Below are 24,141 nucleotides of genomic sequence, written 5' to 3' on the forward strand. Positions count from 1 at the left end.
ATGTCAAAAAGCAACGTCCCTGGATCCCCGACGAGAGCACTCGGGGATGACGATTTGGCAAAGCCGTTGCCGCGATGCGGCCACGGGCCACATCGTCACTTCAGCGCCTTGAACCGCAGCCGGTGCGGACCGGCGTCGTCGCCCAGGCGGCGCTTCTTGTCTTCCTCGTATTCGCGGTAGTTGCCCTGGAAGAACTCCACGTGCGAGTTGCCCTCGAAGGCAAGGATGTGGGTGGCGATGCGATCGAGGAACCAGCGGTCATGCGAGATGACGAACGTGTTGCCGGGGAATTCCAGCAGCGCGTCTTCCAGCGCGCGCAGGGTTTCGATGTCGAGGTCGTTGGACGGTTCGTCGAGCAATAGCACGTTGCCGCCCTGCAGCAGGGTCTTGGCCAGGTGCAGGCGGCCGCGTTCGCCGCCCGACAGCGTGCCCACCATCTTCTGCTGGTCCTGGCCCTTGAAGTTGAAGCGGCCGATGTAGGCGCGCGACTGGATCTCGATGCCGTTGATGTTGAGGATGTCGGCGCCGCCGGAGACTTCCTGGAAGACGTTGTGGTTGCCCTCCAGCTTGTCGCGGCTCTGGTCGACGTAGGCGATGTTGACCGTCGGGCCCATGTCGATGCTGCCCGAGTCCGGCTTTTCCTGCCCGGTGATCATCTTGAACAGGGTCGACTTGCCGGCGCCGTTGGGGCCGATGATGCCCACGATCGCACCCGGCGGCGCGATGAAGCTCAGGTTGTCGATCAGCAGGCGGTCGCCGAAGCTCTTGGAGACGTTCTTGAACTCCATCACCTTGCTGCCCAGGCGCTCACCCGGCGGGATGAAGATCTCGTTGGTCTCGGCGCGGCGCTGGTAGTCGACGGACTGCAATTCCTCGATCCGCGCCAGGCGCGCCTTGCCCTTGCTGCGGCCGCCCTTGGCGTTGCTGCGCGCCCACTCGAGTTCCTTCTGGATCGCCTTCTGGCGCGCCTTCTCGCCGGACTCCTCCTGCTTGAGCCGTGCGTCCTTCTGTACCAGCCACTCGGTGTAGTTGCCCTTCCACGGGATGCCGCGGCCGCGGTCGAGTTCGAGGATCCACTCGGCGGCGTTGTCGAGGAAGTAGCGGTCATGGGTGACGGCCACCACGGTGCCGGTGTAGCGGGCGAGGAACTGTTCCAGCCATTCGACCGATTCGGCGTCGAGGTGGTTGGTCGGTTCGTCGAGCAGCAGCATGTCCGGCTTCTGCAGCAGCAGCCGGCATAGCGCGACGCGGCGCTTCTCGCCACCGGACAGCTTGCCGATCACCGCATCCCACGGCGGCAGGCGCAGCGCGTCGGCGGCCACTTCCAGCTGGTTTTCCAGGGTGTGCGCGTCGCCGGCGGCGAGGATCGCCTCCAGCCGTTCCTGTTCCTTGGCCAGCTTGTCGAAATCGGCGCCTTCCTCGGCGTAGGCGGCGTAGACCTGTTCCAGCGCGGCCTGGGCCTGCAGGACCTCGCCCACGCCTTCCTCGACCGATTCGCGCACGGTCTTTTCCGGATCCAGTTGCGGCTCCTGCGCCAGGTAGCCGACCTTGATCCCCGCCTGCGGCCGCGCCTCGCCCGAGAAATCGGTGTCCACGCCGGCCATGATCTTCAGCACCGTTGACTTGCCCGCGCCGTTCAGGCCCAGCAGGCCGATCTTGGCGCCGGGGAAGAACGACAGCGAGATGTCCTTGATGATCTGGCGCTTCGGCGGCACGGTCTTGCTGACGCCGTTCATGGTGTAGATGTATTGCGACATGGGGACTCCGGGTGAGACAGGCCGCGCCCGCGCGGTTCGCGCTGGCGGGAAGGAAATCGGGGAACCCCGAATTATACCGACTGGCGCCCCTGTCGGGCCGCTTGCCGGTTGCTGAACACGGCTCTGGGGCCATCGCTGCAGGCGGACGGGATTCAGCCTCGATCGTCCATGCTCACACCACGCAAACACGTGGAGATCGCCCGCATGCACGCACCCCTGAAATTCGCAGCCCTGCTGCTCGCCCTGGCCGCCGTTGCGATGCCCGTGTCCGCCGCCGGCCGCGACCATGATCGCGGCCACCGCGACCGCGACAACCACGGCCAGTACGACCGCCATCATGGCGACCGTTACGACCGCGACCGTTACGACCGCCGCGACCATGACCGCCGCGCCGATCGCCGCGGCTACCGGAATGATCGCCGCCACGATCGCCGGGTGGTCTATCGCCCCGCGCCGCGCGTGATCTATCGCGACCGCTACTACGCCCCGCGCCCGGTCGTCGTCCACCGCGGGCCGCCGCGCTGGAGCCGCGGCCATCGCTACTACGACCCCGGCTATGGCCGGACCTACGTGGTCAACGACTACTACGGCTATGGTCTGCGCCAGCCGCCGCGGGGCCATTACTGGCGCCGCAGCGACGCCGGCGACTTCCTGCTGGTGGCCGTGGCGACCGGCATCATCGCCGACCTGATCCTGCAGCACTAAGCCGGGCAGGGCGGATCGAACCGAGGGCGCGCCAGCTGGCGCGCCCTTTTTTTTGGAAGCCTTTTCCGGCGGGGCTTTCGTGGGAGGCCTTTGTGGGGGCGGCCATGGCTGCGATCGGGCGCCGGGCACGCCGTCGCGGCCATGGCCGCTCCCACAGGGGCGCGGGCTACAATTGGCCCATTCCCGCCCTGCCCCGGAGTGACGATGTTTCCGCGCGACGCCCGTATCGAAGGTTACGATCCCGAACTGGCCGCGGCGATCGCGTCCGAAAACCGCCGCCAGGAAGACCACGTCGAGCTGATCGCGAGCGAAAACTACGCCAGCCCGCGGGTGATGGAGGCCCAGGGCAGCCAGCTGACCAACAAGTACGCCGAAGGCTATCCGGGCAAGCGCTACTACGGCGGCTGCGAATACGTGGACATCGCCGAGCAGCTGGCCATCGACCGGATCAAGCAGTTGTTCGGGGCGGACTATGCCAACGTGCAGCCGCACTCCGGCTCGCAGGCCAACCAGGCCGTGTACCTCGCGCTGCTGCAGCCGGGCGACACCATCCTCGGCATGTCGCTGGCCCACGGCGGCCACCTGACCCACGGCGCGAAGCCCAACGTCAGCGGCAAGCTGTTCAACGCCGTGCAGTACGGCGTGAACAACGAAGGCCTGATCGACTACGACGAAGTCGAGCGCCTGGCACTCGAGCACAAGCCGAAGATGGTCGTGGCCGGCTTCTCGGCCTATTCGCAGGTGGTCGACTGGGCGCGCTTCCGCGCCATCGCCGACAAGATCGGCGCGTACCTGTTCGTCGACATGGCCCACGTCGCCGGCCTGATTGCCGCCGGCGTGTATCCGAACCCGGTGCCGCACGCCCACGTCGTCACCTCCACCACCCACAAGACCCTGCGCGGTCCGCGCGGCGGCATCATCGTCGCCAGCCGCGCCGCAATGGGCGATGCGGCCGACGAGATCGAAAAGAAGCTGCAGTCCATCGTGTTCCCCGGTATCCAGGGTGGCCCGCTGATGCACGTGATCGCGGCCAAGGCGGTTGCGTTCAAGGAGGCGCTGGAGCCGGAGTTCAAGGCATACCAGGCGCAGGTGGTGAAGAACGCCCAGGCGATGGCCAAGGTGATCATCGATCGCGGCTACCGGATCGTCTCCGGCGGCACCGAGAACCACCTGATGCTGGTCGACATGATCGGCAAGGGCATCACCGGCAAGGACGCGGAGGCCGCGCTCGGCAAGGCGCACATCACCGTGAACAAGAACGCGGTGCCGAACGACCCGCAGAAGCCGTTCGTGACCTCGGGCCTGCGCATCGGCACCCCGGCCGTGACCACGCGTGGCTACAAGGAACCCGACTGCGTCGCGCTGGCCAACTGGATCTGCGACGTGCTGGACAATCCGAAGGACGAGAAGGTCATCGCCGGGGTGCGCGAGAACGTGACGAAGCAGTGTGCGCAGTTCCCCGTCTACGGATAGAAGGAGACAGCGTCGAATGATCAGGCCATCCATGACCGTCCTGCTTGCCCTGGCGGTGGGTGCATGCGCTAGTCCGCAAGCCCGGGACGGGGACCATGCGTTTGCGAAAGCCGATCTTGAAAGCAGCTCGCATGTCCCTCCTGGAAGCGCGCATTACGATCCAACCACCGGCGAGTGTTCGGGGGATTCGGTGCAGTTGATGAGTCGCGAGGAGTACGAGTCGCTTGTCGCCGGGTGGAAGACGCCAGCGGATTGCGATGACGTTGCGAGGTCGCGCGTTCCGGACAGTACGGGATACCCGGCGTTGTTTGCCAGACTGGGGAAGTCCGGTAGCGCACAGGTGCTCGTTCGGCTCGAAGGAGACGGCACGGTGGAGTCCGCGCGCACCATTTGTGCCAGCGATTCGGGATTCGCCGACGCGGCCGAGGAGACCGCGAAGTCGATCCGCTACCAGCCCGCGATGTGCGATAGAAAGGCTGTGCGAAGCGCATTCCTGCTGCCGCTCTCATACGCCCCCTGAGTCGGTCGACGCATGCATTGCCCCTTCTGCCAGCACGTCGACACCCGCGTCATTGATTCGCGCGTCAGCGACGATGGCGCGACGATCCGGCGCCGGCGCGAGTGCGAAGCCTGCGGCGAACGCTTCAGCACGCTGGAAACGATCGAGCTCAAGCTGCCGGCGATCATCAAGTCCGACGGGCGTCGCGACAGTTTCGACGCGCGCAAGCTGCGCCAGAGCTTCGATCGCGCGCTGCACAAGCGGCCGGTGTCGGAAGAGCAGATCGAGGCCGCGGTGCGCGCGGTGATCCACCAGCTGCGCATGACCACCGAGCGCGAGCTCGCATCGCGCCGGGTGGGTGAATTCGTGATGGCCGAGCTGCGCAAGCTCGACCACGTCGGCTATGTGCGCTTCGCCTCGGTGTATCGCTCGTTCGAGGACGTGGCCGACTTCCGCGAGGAACTCGACCGGCTCGAGCGCGACCTGCCGGGCGAAGGCCAACTGCCGCTGCTCGGCGCCGAGATCGTGCCGTTCGACAGGCAGGCCGACAAGGGCAAGAAGCGCTAGAAGATCCGAACAGTGCCGTCATCCCCGCGCAGGCGGGTTTTCAACAGACGAACGTCTGGTCACCCATGGACGTGAAGTCCTGAACAGCAAGGCCCCTGGAGTCCCGCCTTCGCGGAAACGAGAGCAGGGTGTCCCGAGGTCCCCGCAAAGCATGGCTGCTATCGATCCCCAATCCCCGATCCGGAATCACGGCTTCTCTGCCACCGACCACGCCATGATGGCGCGCGCGCTGCGGCTGGCCGAGCGCGGGGCCTACACCACCCGGCCCAACCCGATGGTCGGTTGCGTGCTGGTGCAGGGCGACGATGTGGTGGGCGAGGGCTGGCACCAGCGCAAGGGCGGGCCGCACGCGGAAGTGTTGGCGCTGCAGCAGGCCGGCGAGCGCGCGAAAGGGGCCACCGCCTACATCACTCTCGAGCCCTGCGCGCACACCGGCAGCACCGGGCCATGCGCCGATGCGCTGGTCGCCGCGGGCGTCGCGCGCGTGGTCGCGGCGATGCGCGACCCGTTCGAGGCGGTCGACGGCAAGGGGTTCGAGCGCCTGCGCGCGGCCGGCGTCGCGGTCGAATCCGGGCTGATGGAAGCGCAGGCCAGGGCGCTCAACCGCGGCTTCCTGTCGCGCCTCCAGCGCGGCCGGCCGTGGCTGCGGATCAAGTTCGGCAGCAGCCTCGATGGGCGCACCGCGATGGCCAATGGCGACTCGAAATGGATCACCGGCCCGGCCGCGCGCGCCGACGTGATGCACTGGCGTGCGCGCAGTGGGGCGGTCCTGACCGGATCGGGCACCGTGCTCGCGGATGACCCGCAGCTCACCGTGCGCTTCCACGACGACACCGAGTTCGTGCCACCGCTGCGCGTGGTGCTCGACACCGGGCTGGCCACCATCGCGCGCGGCAAGGTCCGCGAAGGCGATGCGCCGACGCTGTACCTGCACGCACCCGACGCCAAGCCGCCGCGCGAGTTTTCCGCCGAGCGAGTGGCGGTGCCGCTGCGCGATGGCGAGCTGGACCTGGAGGCGGTGCTGGCATTGCTCGCGGCGCGCGACATCAACGAGGTCCAGGTCGAGACCGGTGCCACCCTGGCCGGGGCGTTCCTGAAGGCCGGGCTGGTCGACGAGCTGCTGGTCTACATGGCGCCGGTGCTGCTGGGCGAACGCGCGCGTCCGCTGTTCGACGGCCTGCGCATCGACCAGATGGCGCAGCGGCTGCAGCTGCAGCTGGTCGAAACCCGGCACGTCGGCGATGACCTGCGCCTGCTGCTGCGCCCGCGCGCCGCGGTTGAATCCGCGTAGCTGGCGGCATCGGGCAGGTTTGTAGGAGCGGCTTCAGCCGCGAGCTTTTGAATTGATGATGCAAAGCCCGCGGCTGAAACCGCTCCTGCAAGAGCTGCAAGCCGCGGGGCACGTAGCCCCGACCTACGGAGAACGCCATGAGTAGTGAAACCTTTGCGTCGTTCAAGGATCACTTCTCCGCCAGCGCGCAGGACTACGCACTGGCGCGCCCCTCGTACCCGCAGGCGCTGTTCGACTGGATCGCATCGATCGCGCCCGCGCGCAACGCCGTGTGGGAAGCCGGTTGCGGCAGCGGCCAGGCCAGTCGCGACCTGGCCACCCGCTTCGCCCGCGTGCACGCCACCGACCCGAGCGCCGCGCAGGTCGCCCAGGCGCCGGTGATCGCGAATGTCACGTTCGCCGTCGAGCCGGGCGAGCGCTGCAGCCTGGGCGACGACAGCGTCGACGCGGTCTGCGTGGCGCAGGCCCTGCACTGGTTCGACCGCGATGCCTTCTTCGCCGAATGCGAGCGCGTGCTGCGACCAGGTGGGGTGCTGGTGGCCTGGGGTTACCAGGACATCGAGGTGCCGGCAGCGATCGCCGCGCAGAACGCGGCCCTGCAGCGCGAGATCGCGCCTTACTGGCCGCCGGAACGCGCGGACGTCGATGCCGCCTACGCCGGCTATGCCTGGCCGTTCGCGCTGCTGGCCGCGCCCGCATTCGAACTGGCCGCCGATTGGCCGCTGCCCCGGCTGCTGGCCTATTTCGCCAGCTATTCGGCGACCAGGCGCTGCCGCGAAGCCACCGGCATCGATCCGGTCGCGGCCGACGAAGCAGATCTAGCAGCGGCCTGGGGCGACCCGGCAGCGACACGCACGGTGCGCTGGCCGCTGTTCGTCCACGCCCGCCGCAAGCCGTAGGTCGGGGCTGCGCCCCCGACGGCGTTGCGGGGGGCGGCTGCGAAGCCTGCGGGATCGCTGGCGGAATACTGTGTCGCGCCGGGTCGTCGCGCCCCGGATGATAGAATCGCCCCGCCGGATTTCCCGGCAAATGCACCAGAACCAGACGTCTTCAGGGCGGGGCGAAATTCCCCACCGGCGGTAGGCGCGGCGCTTCCGAAGGAAGCCACGCGCGAGCCCGCGAGCGCTTCGGCGGCATGCGAGTTGCACCTCACGGTGCAGGCTTCCAGTGCCGCGGAAGGCCAGCAGATCCGGTCCGATGCCGGAGCCGACGGTTGGAAGCCGCAAGCTTCCTCACAGTCCGGATGGAAGAAGACAGCAGCGCGCGGCCCCCCGGGTCGCGTGCCGCCGCATGCCCCGGGACGTTTTTCATTGCCCAGCGCGAGGAAAACGTTTCATGTTCACAGGACTCATCGAAGGTGTCGGCCGGCTGGCCTCGCGCGAACTGCGCGGCGGCGATGCGCGGCTGCGGATCGACGTGGGCACGCTGCCATGGGAAGGACACGCAGCGGGCGTCGCGCTTGGCGAAAGCATCAGCGTCAACGGCGCCTGCCTGACCGTGGTGGCGTTCGACGACGCCCATTTCGAGGTCGACGCCTCGACCGAAACGCTGGCACTGACGACCCTCGGCGACCTGCCGGTGGGCGCGGCCGTGAACCTGGAGCGCGCGATGCGCCCGGACGACCGCCTCGGCGGGCACCTGGTCAGCGGCCACGTCGACGGGGTGGGGCGCGTGCGCAGCATCGTCGACGACGCGCGCGCGCAGCGCTGGGCGTTCGATGCGCCGGCGACGCTGCACAGGTACATCGCGCAGAAGGGCTCGATCTGCGTCGACGGCGTCAGCCTCACCGTCAACGCGATCGACGATGCTGGCTTCGAGGTCGCGCTGATCCCGCACACGGTTGCGCACACCGCGTTCGCTCAAACCCAAGTCGGCGATGCGGTGAACCTGGAGATCGACCTGGTCGCGCGCTACGTCGAGCGGCTGCTGTCGGCGGGGACATATTCAACGGGAGCACGTCCAACAGGAGCCGGCGCATGAGCTTCGCCCCGATCCCGGAATTGCTGGAAGAGCTGCGCGCCGGGCGCATGGTGGTGGTGGTCGACGACGAGGACCGCGAGAACGAGGGCGACCTGATCATGGCCGCCGAGCTGGTCAGGCCCTCCGACATCAATTTCATGGTCACCCATGCGCGTGGCCTGGTGTGCCTGTCGCTCACCCGCGAGCGTTGCGCCCAGCTCGGCCTGCCGCCGATGGTGCGCGACAACACCTCCTCGCACCACACCAACTTCACCGTCAGCATCGAGGCCGCCGAGGGCGTCACCACCGGCATTTCCGCCTACGACCGCGCGCACACCATCCGCACCGCGGTACGGCCCGATGCGCAACCGCGCGACCTTGCCCAGCCCGGCCACATCTTCCCGCTGGCCGCGCAGCCCGGCGGCGTGCTCAGCCGCGCCGGCCACACCGAGGCCGCCGCCGACCTGGCGATGCTCGCCGGCCTGGAGCCGGCCGGCGTGCTGGTCGAGATCCTCAACGCCGACGGCAGCATGGCGCGACGGCCGCAGCTGGAAATATTCGCGCGCGAGCACGGGTTGAAGATCGGCTCGATCGAGGACCTGATCCGCCATCGACTGGAAACCGAGCACACGGTCGAGCGCGTCGACGCGCGCGAGATCGACACCGAGCACGGCGCGTTCCGGCTGCACACCTATCGCGATCGCTTGAGCCACACGCTGCACTTCGCCCTGCTGCGCGGCGAACCGGATCCCGCCACGCCGACCCTGGTGCGCGTGCACATGCAGAACCGGCTCGCCGACGGCCTGCACTGGCGGCGCGCGGATTTCGGCCCGCTGGTCGGCGACGTGCTGGCCACGATCGATCGCGAAGGCCGCGGCGCGCTGGTGCTGCTGGGTGAACCGCATCGCGGCGAGGCCGAACAGGCGGAGGCGCTGCTGGCACGCATCCGCGAGCAGCCGCAGGCGCAGGCCACGCGCGCCGGCGCACTGGCCGAGTGGCGCCGCAACGGTGCCGGCAGCCAGATCCTCGCCGACCTGGGGCTCGGCAAGCTGCGCGTGCTGGGCACGCCGCGCAAGCAGGTCGGCCTGGCGGGCTACGGCCTGGAAGTCGTCGAATACCTCGAATCCCTGTAGGTCGGGGGACCAGCCCCCCGACGTCCCGAGGTGCTTCCGGTGACGGGCGCGATGGCGCCACGGCGCAAACATCGCGCCCATGGGCGCTCCTACGGGCCTGCAGGTGGCGGGGTAAACTGTCCGCCCTTCTTCGCAAGCGCCCCACATGACCCACTACGAAGGCGACCTGCACGCCCCCGACGGCGCGCGGTTCGCGATCATCGCCAGCCGCTGGAACCCGCGCATCAGCGACACGCTGGTCGCCGGCGCGCGCGCGACCTTCGCCGCCCACGGCATCGCCGAGGACGCGGTCGACGTGGTGCGCGTGCCGGGCGCGTGGGAAATTCCCGCGGTCGCCGCGCGCATCGCCGCGGGCGGTGCGCATGCCGGCATCGTCGCGCTGGGCTGCGTGATTCGCGGCGACACCCGCCACTTCGAACACGTGGCCGACCGCTGCGCCGACGGCCTGATGCGCGTGGCGCTGGACCACAACGTGCCGGTCGCCAACGGCGTGCTCGCCGTCGACGAGCAGGAAGACGCCGAACGCCGTGCCGGCGGCAGCCATGGCAACAAGGGCGAGGAATGCGCGCTGGTCGCGATCGAGATGGCCAGCCTGATGGGGAAGCTGCGGTGAGCGGCCACCCGCACCGCCGCCGCGACGGCATCGATCCGGCCCAGCGCTCGCGCTCGCGCCGGCGCGCGCTGCAGGCGGTGTACGCCATGCAGCTCTCGGGTGCGGATGCGAAGAACGCGATCGCGCAGTTCGCACACGAGCAGGTGCACGAAGTCGCCGACCTCGAATACTTCGAGGATCTCGTGCGCGGGGTCGAGCAGCATCGCCGCACGCTCGACGCGTCGTTGCAGCCGTTCCTCGACCGCGGCATCGAGGAGGTCGACCCGATCGAACGCGCCATGCTGCGCATCTCGGCCTACGAACTGCAGCACCGGCTCGACGTGCCGTACCGCGTGATCATCGACGAGGCGCTCAAGGCGGTGAAGCGCTTCGGCTCCGAGCACGGCCATACCTACGTCAACGGCGTGCTCGACCACGCTGCCGCGGAATGGCGCGCGCTGGAGATGCAGGCCGCGCGGGACCGCTGAGCGCTGGTGGCGCGTTGTCGCGAATGCAGGCAGCGTGAAGCGGTGGCCGGCGCCGCCCATCCGCTGCTGATGCTGCCGCTGCGCCTGTTCGGCCTGCGCGGCGACCGCGGCGACTGGTGCAGTGGCTGCGCCCATTCCGTCAATGGCACCGGCATCATGGCCTGGACAGTGCTGGTGGCCGCGATGCTATGGCTCGCGCATTGGGTAGCATGACGCGCATGCCCAGCGAGTTCGCCCTGATCGATGCCATCGCCCGCCGCGCCGCCGTACGCGACGACGTGGTGCTCGGCATCGGCGACGACGCCGCGATCCTTGACGTGCCCGCGGGCCGGCGCCTGGTGGTGGCGATGGACACGCTCAACACCGGCGTGCATTTCCCCGACGACACCGCGCCTGCCGACATCGGCTGGAAGGCGCTGGCGGTGAACCTGTCCGATCTCGCGGCGATGGGTGCGCAGCCAGCGTGGTGCACCTTGTCGCTGTCGCTGCCGGCATCCGACGCGGGCTGGATCGACGGTTTCCTCGATGGCTTCCTCGCGCTCGCCGCGCTGCATGACGTGGCGCTGGTCGGTGGCGACACCACGCGCGGGCCGCTGTCGGTCTGCGTCACCGCGCACGGCTTCGTCGCGCCGGACTGCGCGCTGCGCCGAGACGCTGCCCGCGTCGGCGACGATGTCTGGATCACCGGTGCGCTGGGCGATGCCGCGGGCGCGCTGACGCAGTGGCACGCGGGCGATGAGCGCGATCCGGTGCTGCGCGCGCGGCTGGAACGCCCGACGCCACGCGTCGCCGCGGGGCTCGCGCTGGTCGGGCTCGCGAACGCGGCGGTGGACGTATCCGACGGCCTGCTCGCCGATCTCGGCCACGTCTGCATGGCCAGCGGCGTCGGCGCGGAGATCGAACTCGACGCGTTGCCGGTTTCGCCAGCGCTGGCCACCGCCTTCGATGCCGCCCGGCGCCGCATCCTGCAGTGCACGGGTGGCGACGACTATGAGTTGTGTTTCACCGCCGCGAGGCGGCATCGCGAAGCGCTGACGGCCATCGTGGGCAATGGTGACGTGGTGATGACGCGCATCGGCCGCATCGTGCCCGGCAATGCGGTGGTCGCGTTCGATGGCGATGGCAATCCCTGGCAACCGCCGCGGCGCGGCTTCGATCATTTCGAAGGCTGAAGGTTGACCAGCTTCGCTGCTGAAAGCCGTTGCGCTCTACCCATCCCGCGAGCTGAAGAGCATCTTCCCCGCAAAGCCAGAGAGCCGTAGGTCGGGGCGACGCCCCCGACGCTCGCGGAGGTTGGATGCCCTTCGTCGTCGTAGGAGCGGCGGAAGCCGCGATGTTTTCGCCGGCAAGGCATCGCGGCTTCCGCCGCTCCTACGGCAATGGCGCCCCTGCCAGCACCTCGTGCACCCGCTCGCGCAGCGTCGGCAGCACTTCGCCTTCGAACCACGGATTGGCCTTGAACCAGCCGACGTTGCGCGGGCTCGGGTGCGGCAGCGGCAGCAGCGCCGGCATGTATTCGCGCCAGGCCCGCATCGTTTTGGTGAGGCTGGGCTTGCGCCGCTTGCCGAGGAAGTACGCCTGCGCGTACTGGCCGACCAGCAGCGTCAATTGCACCTCCGGCAGCAGCGGCAGCAGGCGCGGGTGCCAGGTCGCGCGGCACTCGGGACGCGGCGGCGCATCGCCGGAACCGGCCTTGCCGGGATAGCAGAACCCCATCGGCACGATCGCCACCTGGCGCGGGTCGTAGAAGGTGGCGTTGTCGATCTGCAGCCAGTCGCGCAGGCGCCGACCGCTGGCGTCGTTCCATGGGATCCCGGTTTCGTGCACGCGTACGCCGGGCGCCTGCGAGGCGATCAGGATGCGCGCGGTGGCTCCGGCCTGCAGCACCGGATTCGGTCCGAGTGGCAAATGCGCCTCGCAGATGCGGCAGGCGCGGATCTCGCGCAGCAACCCGTCCAGCGCACCGCTCACGGCGGCAGCACCTTCCCGGGATTGAGGATGCCGTCGGGGTCGAAGACGGCCTTCACCGCGCGCATCGCCGCCAGTGTCGGCGCGTCGAACGCCTGCGCCATGAAATCGCGCTTGGCCACGCCGATCCCGTGTTCGCCCGACAGCGTGCCGCCCAGCGACAGCGTCAGCGCGAACAGCCGTGGCAGCGCGGCCTGCGCGCGCGACGACTGCGCGGCATCGTCGGGATCGAACAGGATGTTGGCGTGCAGGTTGCCATTGCCGGCGTGGCCGAAGGCGACGATCGGCAGGTCGAACTCGCGCGCCAGCGATTCGATGCCGGCGACCAGCGCCGGGATCCGCGACACCGGCACCACCACGTCCTCGTTGATCTTGCCGGCGGCAATCGTGCGCAGGGCGGGCGACAACGCCTTGCGCGCGGCCCACAGCGCTTCGTTCATGGCCGGGTCGGTCGCGGCGGCGAGGTCGAGCAGGCCGTCGCCGCGCGCGGCGCGTTCGAGCGAGGCCACGACGTGCGGCAGGGTCTCGTGGTCGCCGTCGGCCTCGATCATCAGCAGCGCGCCGGCGTCGGCGATGTCGGCGCCGCCGACCTCGCGCACCAGCCGGATGCAGGCCGCGTCCATGAACTCGAGCATCGCCGGCGTCGCCGGTTGCGCCATGATCCGCGCCACCGCGGCGCCGGCGCTGGCGACATCGGCGTACGACGCACGCAGGCTGGCGCGTTGCGTCGGCAGGGGCGCCAGCTTCAGGGTGGCCTCGACGATCAGCGCCAGCGTGCCTTCGCTTCCGACCAGCAGCTGCGCGAGGTTGTATCCGGTGGCGTCCTTGGTGGTGTTGCTGCCGACGCGGATGACCTCGCCGCGGCCGGTCACGGCGACCAGCCCGAGCACGTTGTCGCGCGTCGCGCCGTACTTCACCGCGTGCGGACCGCCGGCGTTGCAGGCGAGGTTGCCGCCGATCGTGCACTGGTCGGCGCTGGCTGGGTCGGGTGGCCAGAACAGTCCGTGCGGCGCGAGCGCGCGCTGCAGGTCGCCGTTGAGCACGCCGGGCTCGACCACCGCCTGGCGGTCGTCGGTGCGGATGTCGAGGATGCGCGCCATGCGTTCGAACGACACCACCACGCCGCCCGAGTACGGAATCGCCGCGCCGGTGCTGCTGGTGCCCGCGCCGCGGGCGACGATCGGGACCCGGTGTTCGCGGCAGGTGCGGACGATGGCGACCACGTCTTCGATGCAGCGCGGCAGCGCCACGGCGGCCGGCATGGCCCAGCGTTTCGAGCTGTCTTCGCCGTAAGTCCGCAGGTCGCCGGCGACCTGCCAGCCATCGCCCAGCCGCGCGCGCAGCGCGGCGTCGAGTCGTTCGGGAAGAGGGGCGTCCACGGCGATCATTGTAGGCGCGGGGCAGGGCGGAACCTCCAGGGAGGGCGCCGGCACCCGGATATTCCTTCAGTCGCCGGGACGATCGTTCGCGGATTCCGGCCCGTCGCCTAATCGTCCGCGCGAAACGCGTCCTGCAGCCATGCGAACACCGGCGCATCCGGTTCGCCGCTGGCATCGACCACGTCGAACCGGCACGGCGCATCCGAAAATGCGCGGTGGGAGGCGAGGAAAACCTGCGCCGCCTTCACCAACTTGCGGCGCTTGCCGGCGTCGACCGACGCCGCGCCACCGCCGAAGCGCGCGTCGCGGCGATAGCGCACCTCGACGAAGACCAAGGTGTCGCGGTCGAGCATGACCAGGTCGAGTTCGCCGAAGCGGTAGTTGGCGTTGGCCGCGACCGCGCGCAGCCCCTGGCTGAGCAGGAAATCACGCGCCGCGGCCTCGACTCCGGCCCCGCGCGCGCGGGTGTTGGTCAACCGCCGCTGCCCAGCGAGACCACGTAGCCGTTGCTGAAGGTCGACCACAGCGGCGTGCGCAACACGTTGCCCTCGGGGCTGATGCGCAGCACGCCGGTCGCGCCCTGCACGCTGCCGTCGGCGGTCAGCGCCAGGTGTTCGAGGTAGGCGGTCAGCAGCCAGGCGTCGAAGCCGAAGGCGAACAGCTTCGCCGCCGGGCCGCGCGCGGTGGGCAGAGACTTCTGGGTCTCGGCCACGTTCGGCAGCCCGTTCACCTGCACCAGCCCCCAGCGCTCGGTGGGGAACTTGATGCCGTCGAGGACGCGGTCCTCCTCGGCGTTGCCGGTGCCCGACAGCAGCTGCGAGGTCGCCACGCGCGGCTTGCCGGCCAGCCCGGCGGCGGCCAGCTGCGGCGCGATCGCGCGCGCCTGGTTGCCGCGCAAGGCGATGAAGATCGCATCGACGCCGGGGCCGGCCGCCAGCGATTGCAGCAGCGGCAGCAGGTCGGGCTTCTCGCCCGCCACCGCCATGACCTGCGTCGTGCCGCCCTGGGTCGCCAGCTGGCGGCCGAACGCCTCCGTGCTGCGGCGCGCATGGTCGTCGCCGGCGCTGAGCACCAGCACCCGCTTCGCACCGAGCGACGCGACGTAGTCGGCGGCGCTGCTGCCTTCGTCCTCCGGCGCCAGCGAGAAGCTCGCGCTGTTGACCGGCGGCGCGACGACGCCGTGGTTGAGCGCCAGTACCGGCACGCCGGGCTGGACGCTGCGGAATACCGCGTCCACGCCGTCGCGGCCCAGCGGCCCGAGCACCTGGTCGGCGCCGTCGGCGACGGCCCGGTTGTAGGCGGCCACCGCGCCGCCGCTGCTGTTGGCGGTGTCGTAGAAGCGGATCTCCGGGCGGCTGCGGCGCTCGCCGTAGTAGCCGGCGAGCAGGCCGTCGCGCACCGAGGCCGCGGCGGTGGCCAGGTCGCCGCTCAGCGGCAGCAGCACGGCCAGCTTCAGCGGCGGCCGGTAGCCGTCGCGCTCGGCGGGCGGACGGTTGCTGCCATCGAACTGCCAGTGCGCGTTGCGCTGCTGGGTCTCCTGCGGCGCTTCGGCCTGCGGTGCGGTCGGCGCGACCTGCACCGTGGAACAGCCGGCGACGAGCGCGACGAGCAGCGCGATGGCGAAGATCCGTTTCGATGAATGACGCATATGCCGGCCCGGAAGCGAGAACGGCTAGGATTCTACCGTTCCGTGCGTGTTGCCGGGGCCGGGCGCCGGAGCGGCGTTCGCCGATGCGCCGGCCAGGCCGTCCGCCGCCGTGGCAGCAAGGAGAGAGATGTCCACCCCCGATCGCGTTCAGGCTACGGGCCCTTCCAGCAACGGCGCCGCCGGCACGTTGCACGTCGTGGCCACCCCGATCGGCAACCTCGCCGACCTCTCCCCGCGCGCGCTGGAGACCCTGCGCGCGGTGGCGGCGATCTGCGCCGAGGACACCCGCCATACGCGCCAGCTGCTGGCGCATTTCGGCATCGAGCAGTCGCTGGTGGCGCTGCATGAACACAACGAGGACGAGATCGCCGACCGGCTGGTGGCGCGGCTGCTTGGCGGCGAATCGCTGGCGTTGGTGTCGGATGCCGGCACGCCGCTGGTGAGCGATCCCGGCTTCCGCCTGGTGCGCGCGGCACGCGCGGCCGGCGTGCGCGTCAGCCCGGTGCCCGGTGCCAGCGCGCTGGTGACGGCGTTGAGCGTGGCGGGGCTGCCCAGCGACCGGTTCGTGTTCGAAGGCTTCCTGCCGGCGAAGGCCGGCGCCCGCCGCGCGCGACTGGCCACGCTGGCCGGCGAGCCGCGTACGCTGCTGTTCTACGAGTCCTCGCACCGCATCGAGGAAACGCTGGCCGATTGTGTCGCCGCGTTCGGCGGCGATCGCCCCGCGGTGGTGGCGCGCGAACTGACCAAGCTGTTCGAGACCGTGCTCGACGGCACGCTCGCCGAACTCCACGCACGCGTCGCCGCCGATGCCAACCAGCGCAAGGGCGAATTCGTGTTGCTGGTGCAGGGGGCCGGCGACGACGCAGACGCGCGCATCGTCGAAGGCCGGCGCGTGTATGCGAAGTTGTGCGAGCACCTGCCGCCGTCGACCGCGGCGAAGCTGGCGGCCGAGATTACCGGCGCGCCGCGGAAGGCCTTGTACGGGCACTAAGGTCAAAAGCGTTTCGCGTCGGGACGGCGCCAGCTCCGCCGCTCCTGTCGTGGGCCGCGTCGCACAACACCATGTGACGCCATGGGGAAACAACGCTGCTGCGCGGCGGGTCCGAAGGGCGGGGCGATCGCGACCGGTGTAGAACCGCGCGGCGTGCGACAATCCGCCCCGGCGGAGTCGGCCAGACAGTCGCGTCATTCGAAAGAATGCCGAGGAAAGTCCGGGCTCCACAGGGCACGGTGCCAGGTAACGCCTGGGCGGCGCGAGCCGACGGAAAGTGCAACAGAAAGATACCGCCGAACGGCCCGCAAGGGCGCGTGGCAAGGGTGAAATGGTGCGGTAAGAGCGCACCGCGAGCCTGGTAACAGGCCGGCACGGCAAACCCCACCGGGAGCAAGGCCAAATAGGGACCTCATGACGTGGCCCGCGTCGGGTCCGGGTAGGCTGCTTGAGCGTAGCGGTGACGCTGCGCCTAGAGGAATGACTGTCCAAGACAGGACCCGGCTTATCGGCCGGCTCCGCCACCAGAAAACCGAAATGCCCGAAGCCCGTGAATCATCGGATTGCGTCGTGGCCTTCGAGGCGTTTCCCGCACGGCACGAACGCTCCTCCCCCGCTTGCGGGGGAGGTCGGGTGGGGGCGACGCAGCGACACGGCATCCGAAGCCCACGCCACGACAGCCAGAACTCCCCTGGCATCTCCCGCACGACACGAGCGGGATTCCCGCTCCGCGCACCCTTGTAGGAGCGGCTTCAGCCGCGAGCTTTCCTCCCAAGGCGGACGGCAGGCGCGGGGTGTCGGGGGCATAGTCGCGACCCACGACACCGCGCCGCCCCCGGCTCTTGTACGAGCGGCTTCAGCCGCGAGCTTCTTGCATTGATGCCGCTCCTACGACAGCGGAAAGCAAAAGCTCGCGGCTCAAGCCGCTCCTACAGGAGTTGATGCGCATGCCGAGCAGCCGCAGTGGAACAACCAGGCCTTGCAGGTAATTTTTCTATAAAAAATAGAACAATGCGCACTCGACCATCGCCAGCGACGATCCGGCGTCCGCGTCCTTCAGCAATGTCGAGACCACGTTCAGATTGAGACCGAGCACCCATTTCTCAAAATTTGAGACGAATCAGCTGCTTGTGGATAAAGCTTGAACAAGTCTCTCAAGTGTCTCGCAAGTCATTGACGGCATTGGCGAAAAAGCGCGCTTGGCCTGTTGACAACCCTGTGGGGCAACCATAAGGTGGCGGCTCGTGGGAAAACCGGGAAATTAGTGGTTTTCCTGTGCTGAAGTCCGCCCAAAGACGGACATGACGGGCCAGGGTTGTTGTGTTCCAGGGTGAGACTGCCATCACGATCGACGACAAGGGCCGGCTGGCGATCCCGACCGGTTACCGCGATGTCGTCGCGCGCGAGTGCGGCAACCATCTTGTCATCACCTACAACCCCTTCGAGTCCGGCTGCCTGTACGTCTACCCGAAGCCGGTCTGGGAGGGCGTGCGCGACCAGATCAACAAGCTGCCGCGGACCAAGAAGAACAGCCGCCTGCTGCAGCTGAAGCTGGTCGGCGCGGCGACCTTCGTCGAGCCCGACGGCAATGGCCGCATCAGCCTCCCGGCCAGCCAGCGCAATGCGATCGGCATCGAGAAAAAGGCCGTGCTGGTAGGCATGGGCGACAAGTTCGAGTTGTGGAGCGAGCAAGCGCACCTCGCGCAGATCAGGCAGACGCTGGGCGATGCCGATCTGGGTGAAGAGCTGCTCGATTTGCAGTTGTGACGGGCGGTGGCGCGGACGCCCGGTCCGCCCACCTCCCTGTGTTGTTCACGCAGGTCATGGAAGGGCTGCGGGTGTTGGAAGACGGAACGTATCTGGATGGCACGTTCGGGCGGGGCGGACATGCGCGTGGCGTGCTGCAACGCCTGGGCACCGGAGGCCGGCTGCTGCTGATGGACAAGGATCCCGAAGCGATCGCGGTTGCCGAACACGAGTTCGGCGCTGACCCGCGCGTGGCGATCCATCGCGGCAGCTTCACCGACCTCGCGCATTGGGATGTGGTCCGCCAAGGCCTGGATGGCGTGTTGTTCGACCTCGGCGTCTCCTCGCCGCAACTCGATGTCGCCGGGCGCGGTTTCAGCTTCGGCAAGGACGGCCCCCTCGACATGCGCATGGACCCCGACAGCGGCGAAAGCGCGGCGCAATGGCTGGCGCATGCCGGCGAGGCCGAGATCGCCGACGTGCTGTGGAACCACGGCGAGGAACGCATGAGCCGCCGCATCGCCCGCGCCATCGTCGCGCGCCGTACCGAGCAGCCGCTCACGCGCACCGCGCAGCTGGCCGAACTGATCGCCTCGGTGATGCCGCGCGGCAAGCCGGGGCAGAAGGAAATCCATCCGGCGACGCGCTCGTTCCAGGCGATCCGCATCCACGTCAATCGCGAGCTGTCCGACCTCGAGGCCGGGCTGGACGCCGCGCATGCCGCGCTCAAGCCCGGCGGCCGGCTGGCGGTGATCAGCTTCCACTCGCTGGAAGACCGCATCGTCAAGCGCTTCATCGCCCGCCACGCCAAGGCGCCTGCGGGCAACCGCCGCCTGCCGGTGGCGGAGGAATTCGTGCCGACGCTGCGCGCGATCGGCGACGCCATGAAGGCCGATTCCACGGAGCTGGCCGGCAATCCGCGCGCGCGCAGCGCGGTGCTGCGGGTGGCCGAGAAGCTGGGATCCCCCGTCCATGCAGGGGAGCCGCGGCCATGACCCGCATCATCGTCGCCGTCCTGGTGCTGGCCAACATCGTCACCGCGATCGGCGTGGTCAACGCCCGTCACCAGCACCGGCAGCTGTTCGTGCAGCTCACCCGGCTGGAGCACGCGCGCGACGAACTCAACATCGACTTCGGCCGCCTGCAGCTCGAGCAGGCGACGTGGGCCGAGGCCAATCGCATCGACCAGATCGCGCGCACCCGGCTCGGGATGAAGTTCCCGGAGACGGCCGACATCGTGGTGATCCGGCCATGATGGGTTTCGGCCGCAAGTCCGGCGAGCGCGCCAGGGCGAACAAGCCGCGCAACCGCGCGCAGTTCAACCTGCGCGGACGGCTCAAGCTCGTGGTCGGCACGCTGGCGCTGTGCGCGGTGGCGCTGGTCGGCCGCGCGGTCGACCTGCAGCTGATCGACAACGCCTTCTACCAGAAGAAGGCCGACGCGCGGATCCTGCGCGAGGTCCCGATCCCGACTTCGCGCGGGATGATCACCGATCGCAACGGTGAACCGCTGGCGGTGTCGACGCCGGTTGCGTCGCTGTGGGCCAACCCGCAGGAGCTGAGCAAGTATCCCGACCGCCTGCCGGAACTGGCCAAGGCCACCGACCTGCCGCTGGACTACCTGACGCGCTACGTGTCGCAGCGCGCGGACAAGGAGTTCATGTACATCCCGCGCCATCGCCGGATCAGCCCGGGCGCCGCGCGCAAGGTCCTCGCGCTCAACATCCCGGGCGTGTTCTCGCAGCGCGAATACCGTCGCTTCTACCCGCAGGGCGAAGCGATGGCGCACATCCTCGGGTTCACCAACATCGACGACGAGGGGCAGGAAGGCGTCGAGCTTGCCTTCGACGACTGGCTGCGCGGCAAGCCCGGCGCCGAGAAGGTGATCCGCGATCGCCGCGGCCGCATCGTCGAGAACGTCGACCTGGTGCGCGCCGCGCAGCCGGGCAAGGACCTCACCCTCAGCATCGACCGCCGCATCCAGTACCTGACCTACCGCGAGCTCAAGCGCGCGCTGCTCGAGAGCGGTGCCAGCAGCGCGTCGGCGGTGGTGCTCGACATCAGCACCGGCGAGGTGCTTGCGATGGCGAACCTGCCGTCGTTCAACCCCAACGCGGTCGAGTCGGGGCAGCGCGAGTCGCACCGCAACCGCGCGGTGACCGACCTGATCGAACCCGGTTCGACGATGAAGCCGCTGACCGTGGCCGCCGCGCTGGAAGCCGGCGTGGTGACGCCCAACACCCTGATCGACACCAACCCCGGCTGGATGCCCAACGGCCGCTATCGCACCACCGATACCCGCAACCATGGCGTGCTCACCGTCACCGGCGTGATCACCAAGAGTTCCAACGTTGGCGTGTCCAAGATCGTGGCCAAGCTCGGCGACCAGGACTTCTACGAGTTCCTGCGCCGGTTCGGCTACGGACAAAGCACCGGGAGCGGATTCCCCGGCGAGGCCGCCGGCCTGTTCCCGCCGCCGTCGCGCTGGTTCGGCACCACCAAGCAGACGCTGTCCTATGGCTATGGCATCTCGGTGACGCCGCTGCAGATCGCCCACGCCTACGCCGCGCTCGCCAACGGCGGCAAGATGATCGAGCCGACCTTCGTCAAGGGCCAGCCGCAGGAAACGCGTCAGGTGCTCGATCCGAAGATCGCGCATGAAGTGATGAAGATGATGCAGACGGTGACCGAGCCCGGCGGCACCGCCAAGGACGCGGCGATCCTCGGCTACCACGTCGCCGGCAAGACCGGCACCGCGCGCATCGCCAGCGGCGGCGGCTACTCGCGTCGCTACGCGGCGTTCTTCGCCGGCGTGGTGCCGGTGGACAACCCGCGCTTCTCGATGGCGGTGGTGGTGATGGATCCGGACCCCAGTCGCCGCGGCTACTACGGCGGCCGCGTGGCCGGCCCGGTGTTCCACAACGTCATGGAAGGCTCGCTGCGGCTGATGGACGTGCCGCCGGACGACATCGAGACCTGGCTGGCGGCGCAGGCCAAGGCGCAGGCAAAAACCAAGGCGCAGGCCCCGGCGAAGCCGCCGACCCTTGCCCGCAATGCTGCTTCGCAGGGAGGCGCGCGATGACCCGCGCCATGCTCCTGTCCGAGCTGCTGCCCGACGTGGCCGCAGTGCCGCCGACGCTTGCGATCACCGGCCTGGTGCTCGACAGCCGCGCGATCTCGCCGGGCGATGCCTTCGTCGCGATCGGCGGTTTCGGCACCCATGGACTGCATTTCGTCGACCAGGCGCGCGCGGCCAACGCCGGTGCGATCCTGTTCGAACCGCCGGTGCCCAGCGATGTGCCCACGCCGCCCGACGACGCGATCGCCGTGCCCGGCCTGCGTGCGCGCATGGGCGCGATGGCGGATGTCTTCCACGGCCATCCCTCGCGCGCGATGACGATGGTCGGCGTCACCGGCACCAGCGGCAAGACCTCGACCGTGCAGTTGTTGGCCCAGGCATGGACGCTGCTGGGCACACCCAGCGGCACCGTGGGAACGCTCGGCGCCGGCCTGTATGGCGAGGCGGTGGCGACTGGATTCACCACGCCACTGGTGCTGCAGATGCATGCGCTGCTGGCCGACCTGCGCGATGCCGGCGCGAAGTCAGTGGCGATGGAAGTCAGTTCGCACGCCCTCGACCAGGGACGCGTGGACGCGGTGCATTACGACGTGGCGGTGTTCACCAACCTCACCCGCGACCACCTCGATTACCACGGCGACATGGACACCTATGGCGCGGCCAAGGCGCGGCTGTTCTCGCGCGACGGGCTGCGCGCGGCAGTGGTCAACCTCGACGACGACTATGGTCGTGCGCTGTTCGAACGCATTCCCGCGGGCGTGCAGCGCATCGGCACCAGCGCGCGCGGCAACGCGGCGGCGCAGGTGCGTGCCGAACAGCTCGCGCTCGATGCCTCCGGCATCGCGTTCGAGCTGCACGTCGACGGAACCCGCGTGCCCGTGCGTTCGCCGCTGCTGGGCTCCTTCAACATCGCCAACCTGCTGGTCGTGGCCGGCGTGCTGTCGTTCCAGGGCGTGGCGCCGCAGGCGATCGCCGACGTGCTGTCGCGGCTGCAGCCGATCCCGGGTCGAATGAACCGCCTCGGTGGTTGTACGAGCGACAACGGCCGCGTGCTGCCGCTGGTGGTGGTCGATTACTCGCACAAGCCCGACCCGCTGGAGCAGGCGCTGGCCTCGCTGCGCGGCCACCTGCGCGGCCGGCTGATCTGCGTGTTCGGCTGCGGTGGCGAGCGCGACCGCGGCAAGCGCCCGCAGATGGCGGCGATCGCCGAGGCCAACGCCGACCTGGTGATCGTCACCGACGACAACCCGCGCGGCGAGGACGGCGACGTGATCGTGGCCGACATCGTGGCCGGGTTCTCCAATCCGCAAGCGGTCGTGGTCGAACGCGACCGCAGGAAGGCGATCGCGCGCGCGATCGGCGAAGCCGGCGCGGACGACATCGTGCTGATCGCCGGCAAGGGCCACGAGACGTACCAGGAAGTCGCCGGGGTCAAGCACCCGTTCGACGACGGCCAGGTCGCGCGCGAACTGCTGGAGGCCAGGGCATGAACCCGCTGCCGCTCGCGCGCATCGCACAATGGTCCGGTGGCCACCTGCAGGGTGGCGACGTGCTGATCGACGCGATCGTCACCGACACCCGCGCGCTCGAGGCCGGCGTGCTCGAGGCCGGCGATCACCGCTCGGCGCTGTTCGTCGCGCTCAAGGGCGAGCGCTTCGACGGCCACGAGCACGTCATCCGTGCCGGCGAGCTCGGCGTGCGCGCGGCACTGGTATCCCGGCTGGTCGACAGCCCGCTGCCGCAGGTGCTTGTGGCCGATACCCAGCGCGCGCTTGCCTCGCTCGCCGCGGCGATGCAGCACGCGCGCACCGGCAAGGTCGTCGCCGTCACCGGCAGCAACGGCAAGACCAGCGTCAAGACGCTGCTGCTGTCGATCCTGCAGCGCGCCGGCAAGGCCTATGCGAACCCGGGCAATCGCAACAACGAGATCGGCCTGCCGCTGGCGGTGATCGATGCACCCGACGAGGCCGAGTTCGCGATTTACGAAATGGGCGCCGGCAAGCCGGGCGACATCGCCTACCTCACCGCCGTGGTGCGGCCGGACGTGGCGCTGGTCAACAACGTCGCCCCTGCGCATCTGGAGCGCATGGGCAGCCTGCACGGCGTGGCCGACACCAAGGCCGCGATCTACGACGCGCTGCCCGCCGACGGCGTGGCGGTGATCAACGCCGATGAGGCCTTCGCGCCGTTCTTCGCCGAACGCGCGCACGGCCGGCGCCTGCTGCGCTTCGGCCTGGATGCGGAGGCCGACGTCAGTGCGCGCGAGCTGCACTTCGCCGACGACGGCATGCGCTTCGTCCTCGTCACGCCGGATGGCGAGCGCGAGGCCATGGTGCCGATGCCGGGCCGCCACAGCGTCGCCAATGCATTGGCCGCGGCGACGCTGGCGCTGGCCTGCGGCGTCGGCCTCGACGACATCATTGCCGGCCTGCGCGACGCGCAGCCGGTCGCCGGCCGGCTGGTGCGGCACCGCCTCGGCGGCGGCGTGCTGCTGGTCGACGACAGCTACAACGCCAACCCCGGTTCGCTCAACGCCGCGATCGACACGCTGGCGGCAGCGTCGGGCGAGGCCTGGCTGGTGCTGGGCGACATGCGCGAGCTCGGCGCCGATGCGCAGCCCCTGCATGAGGAGGCGGGACGCCGGGCGAAGGAAGCGGGCATCGCGCGGCTGTATGCGCTGGGCGCGCTGAGCGCGGCCGCGGTGGAGGGGTTCGGTGCAGGCGGGCGGACGTTCGATTCGCATGCCGCGCTCGCCGACGCGCTGCGCGCCGACATCGCCGCTTTTGCAGGAGCTTCTCCTGTAGGAGCGGGGGGGGGGGGGGGGGGGGGGGGGGGGGGGGGGGGGGGGGGGGGGGGGGGGGGGGGGG

At 69.6% G+C, this 24,141-nt stretch carries 24 protein-coding genes, 1 other RNA gene and 1 riboswitch; of the genes, 20 read left to right on the forward strand and 5 right to left on the reverse strand.

Going from position 1 to position 24,141, the window contains the following annotated elements; genetic code table 11:
* Window positions 1-95: 95 nt before the first annotated feature.
* Window positions 96-1,757, reverse strand: a complete 1,662-nt coding sequence (ettA, locus tag ACTJIL_RS00095; protein WP_440753598.1) for an energy-dependent translational throttle protein EttA — start codon at window positions 1,755-1,757, stop codon at window positions 96-98.
* 204 nt (window positions 1,758-1,961) lie between these two features.
* Between ettA and ACTJIL_RS00100 the strand changes: the two genes are divergently transcribed.
* From ACTJIL_RS00100 to thiL, 12 genes are all read left to right on the forward strand, one after another.
* Window positions 1,962-2,462, forward strand: a complete 501-nt coding sequence (locus ACTJIL_RS00100; RefSeq protein WP_440753599.1) for an RcnB family protein — start codon at window positions 1,962-1,964, stop codon at window positions 2,460-2,462.
* A gap of 204 nt (window positions 2,463-2,666) precedes the next feature.
* A complete protein-coding gene (gene glyA, locus ACTJIL_RS00105) occupies window positions 2,667-3,935 on the forward strand; it encodes a serine hydroxymethyltransferase (protein WP_440753600.1) in 1,269 nt (422 codons plus the stop codon).
* A 31-nt stretch (window positions 3,936-3,966) separates the two neighbouring features.
* The gene (locus ACTJIL_RS00110; RefSeq protein ID WP_440753601.1) at window positions 3,967-4,455 is read left to right on the forward strand and encodes an energy transducer TonB; all 489 of its coding nucleotides are present in this window, start codon (window positions 3,967-3,969) and stop codon (window positions 4,453-4,455) included.
* Between the two features lie 12 nt (window positions 4,456-4,467).
* Window positions 4,468-5,001 (forward strand): transcriptional regulator NrdR, encoded by a 534-nt coding sequence (gene nrdR / locus ACTJIL_RS00115; protein WP_440753602.1) that lies wholly within the window; start codon window positions 4,468-4,470, stop codon window positions 4,999-5,001.
* A gap of 151 nt (window positions 5,002-5,152) precedes the next feature.
* Window positions 5,153-6,292: a bifunctional diaminohydroxyphosphoribosylaminopyrimidine deaminase/5-amino-6-(5-phosphoribosylamino)uracil reductase RibD gene (gene ribD, locus ACTJIL_RS00120; RefSeq protein WP_440753603.1), complete on the forward strand. Its 1,140-nt coding sequence runs from the start codon at window positions 5,153-5,155 to the stop codon at window positions 6,290-6,292.
* Window positions 6,293-6,429: 137 nt separating this feature from the next.
* Window positions 6,430-7,191, forward strand: a complete 762-nt coding sequence (locus ACTJIL_RS00125; RefSeq protein ID WP_440753604.1) for a methyltransferase domain-containing protein — start codon at window positions 6,430-6,432, stop codon at window positions 7,189-7,191.
* A 143-nt stretch (window positions 7,192-7,334) separates the two neighbouring features.
* A riboswitch (FMN riboswitch) is annotated at window positions 7,335-7,551 on the forward strand.
* Between the two features lie 76 nt (window positions 7,552-7,627).
* Window positions 7,628-8,272 (forward strand): riboflavin synthase, encoded by a 645-nt coding sequence (locus tag ACTJIL_RS00130; RefSeq protein ID WP_440753605.1) that lies wholly within the window; start codon window positions 7,628-7,630, stop codon window positions 8,270-8,272.
* Window positions 8,269-9,384, forward strand: coding sequence for a 3,4-dihydroxy-2-butanone-4-phosphate synthase (ribB, locus tag ACTJIL_RS00135; protein ID WP_440753606.1), 1,116 nt, complete (start codon window positions 8,269-8,271; stop codon window positions 9,382-9,384). The genes ACTJIL_RS00130 and ribB overlap by 4 nt, the downstream gene beginning before the upstream one ends.
* A 145-nt stretch (window positions 9,385-9,529) precedes the next feature.
* A complete protein-coding gene (gene ribH / locus ACTJIL_RS00140) occupies window positions 9,530-9,997 on the forward strand; it encodes a 6,7-dimethyl-8-ribityllumazine synthase (protein WP_440753607.1) in 468 nt (155 codons plus the stop codon).
* Complete coding sequence (gene nusB, locus ACTJIL_RS00145) at window positions 9,946-10,464, forward strand: transcription antitermination factor NusB (RefSeq protein ID WP_440753608.1); 519 nt, start codon at window positions 9,946-9,948, stop codon at window positions 10,462-10,464. Before ribH ends, nusB begins: the two co-directional genes overlap by 52 nt.
* Window positions 10,465-10,506: 42 nt before the next feature.
* Complete coding sequence (locus ACTJIL_RS00150; RefSeq protein WP_440753609.1) at window positions 10,507-10,677, forward strand: hypothetical protein; 171 nt, start codon at window positions 10,507-10,509, stop codon at window positions 10,675-10,677.
* Between the two features lie 5 nt (window positions 10,678-10,682).
* Window positions 10,683-11,636, forward strand: coding sequence for a thiamine-phosphate kinase (gene thiL, locus ACTJIL_RS00155; RefSeq protein ID WP_440755797.1), 954 nt, complete (start codon window positions 10,683-10,685; stop codon window positions 11,634-11,636).
* 199 nt (window positions 11,637-11,835) lie between these two features.
* Here the strand turns inward: thiL and ACTJIL_RS00160 are convergent, their stop codons facing one another.
* The 4 genes from ACTJIL_RS00160 to ACTJIL_RS00175 all read right to left on the reverse strand — a co-directional run bounded on the left by ACTJIL_RS00160 (window position 11,836) and on the right by ACTJIL_RS00175 (window position 15,459).
* Window positions 11,836-12,435: a uracil-DNA glycosylase family protein gene (locus ACTJIL_RS00160; RefSeq protein WP_440753610.1), complete on the reverse strand. Its 600-nt coding sequence runs from the start codon at window positions 12,433-12,435 to the stop codon at window positions 11,836-11,838.
* Window positions 12,432-13,811: an FAD-binding oxidoreductase gene (locus ACTJIL_RS00165; protein ID WP_440753611.1), complete on the reverse strand. Its 1,380-nt coding sequence runs from the start codon at window positions 13,809-13,811 to the stop codon at window positions 12,432-12,434. Before ACTJIL_RS00165 ends, ACTJIL_RS00160 begins: the two co-directional genes overlap by 4 nt.
* A gap of 107 nt (window positions 13,812-13,918) precedes the next feature.
* Window positions 13,919-14,287, reverse strand: coding sequence for a YraN family protein (locus ACTJIL_RS00170; protein WP_440753612.1), 369 nt, complete (start codon window positions 14,285-14,287; stop codon window positions 13,919-13,921).
* The gene (locus ACTJIL_RS00175) at window positions 14,284-15,459 is read right to left on the reverse strand and encodes a penicillin-binding protein activator (RefSeq protein WP_440753613.1); all 1,176 of its coding nucleotides are present in this window, start codon (window positions 15,457-15,459) and stop codon (window positions 14,284-14,286) included. The genes ACTJIL_RS00170 and ACTJIL_RS00175 overlap by 4 nt, the downstream gene beginning before the upstream one ends.
* Window positions 15,460-15,586: 127 nt before the next feature.
* Here ACTJIL_RS00175 and rsmI point away from each other — a divergent pair, with 127 nt between their 5' ends.
* The 8 genes from rsmI to ACTJIL_RS00215 all read left to right on the forward strand — a co-directional run.
* Complete coding sequence (rsmI, locus tag ACTJIL_RS00180; protein ID WP_440753614.1) at window positions 15,587-16,450, forward strand: 16S rRNA (cytidine(1402)-2'-O)-methyltransferase; 864 nt, start codon at window positions 15,587-15,589, stop codon at window positions 16,448-16,450.
* A 173-nt stretch (window positions 16,451-16,623) separates the two neighbouring features.
* An RNA gene (rnpB, locus tag ACTJIL_RS00185) (RNase P RNA component class A) lies at window positions 16,624-16,974 on the forward strand.
* A 796-nt stretch (window positions 16,975-17,770) separates the two neighbouring features.
* Window positions 17,771-18,217 (forward strand): division/cell wall cluster transcriptional repressor MraZ, encoded by a 447-nt coding sequence (mraZ, locus tag ACTJIL_RS00190; RefSeq protein WP_440753615.1) that lies wholly within the window; start codon window positions 17,771-17,773, stop codon window positions 18,215-18,217.
* Complete coding sequence (gene rsmH / locus ACTJIL_RS00195; RefSeq protein WP_440753616.1) at window positions 18,214-19,191, forward strand: 16S rRNA (cytosine(1402)-N(4))-methyltransferase RsmH; 978 nt, start codon at window positions 18,214-18,216, stop codon at window positions 19,189-19,191. The genes mraZ and rsmH overlap by 4 nt, the downstream gene beginning before the upstream one ends.
* The gene (ftsL, locus tag ACTJIL_RS00200; protein ID WP_440753617.1) at window positions 19,188-19,451 is read left to right on the forward strand and encodes a cell division protein FtsL; all 264 of its coding nucleotides are present in this window, start codon (window positions 19,188-19,190) and stop codon (window positions 19,449-19,451) included. The genes rsmH and ftsL overlap by 4 nt, the downstream gene beginning before the upstream one ends.
* Window positions 19,451-21,277 carry a peptidoglycan D,D-transpeptidase FtsI family protein gene (locus ACTJIL_RS00205; protein WP_440755798.1) on the forward strand — a complete coding sequence of 609 codons (1,827 nt, stop codon included), beginning with the start codon at window positions 19,451-19,453 and terminating at the stop codon, window positions 21,275-21,277. Before ftsL ends, ACTJIL_RS00205 begins: the two co-directional genes overlap by 1 nt.
* Window positions 21,274-22,764, forward strand: coding sequence for a UDP-N-acetylmuramoyl-L-alanyl-D-glutamate--2,6-diaminopimelate ligase (locus ACTJIL_RS00210; protein ID WP_440753618.1), 1,491 nt, complete (start codon window positions 21,274-21,276; stop codon window positions 22,762-22,764). The genes ACTJIL_RS00205 and ACTJIL_RS00210 overlap by 4 nt, the downstream gene beginning before the upstream one ends.
* Window positions 22,761-24,141, forward strand: a 1,381-nt coding sequence (locus ACTJIL_RS00215) for a UDP-N-acetylmuramoyl-tripeptide--D-alanyl-D-alanine ligase (RefSeq protein WP_440753619.1), incomplete at its 3' end; no start/stop codon positions are given. The genes ACTJIL_RS00210 and ACTJIL_RS00215, both read left to right, overlap by 4 nt.

Origin of the sequence: Luteimonas sp. 22616, from assembly GCF_052044325.1 — a bacterium.
In the GTDB taxonomy this organism is placed as follows: domain Bacteria; phylum Pseudomonadota; class Gammaproteobacteria; order Xanthomonadales; family Xanthomonadaceae; genus Luteimonas.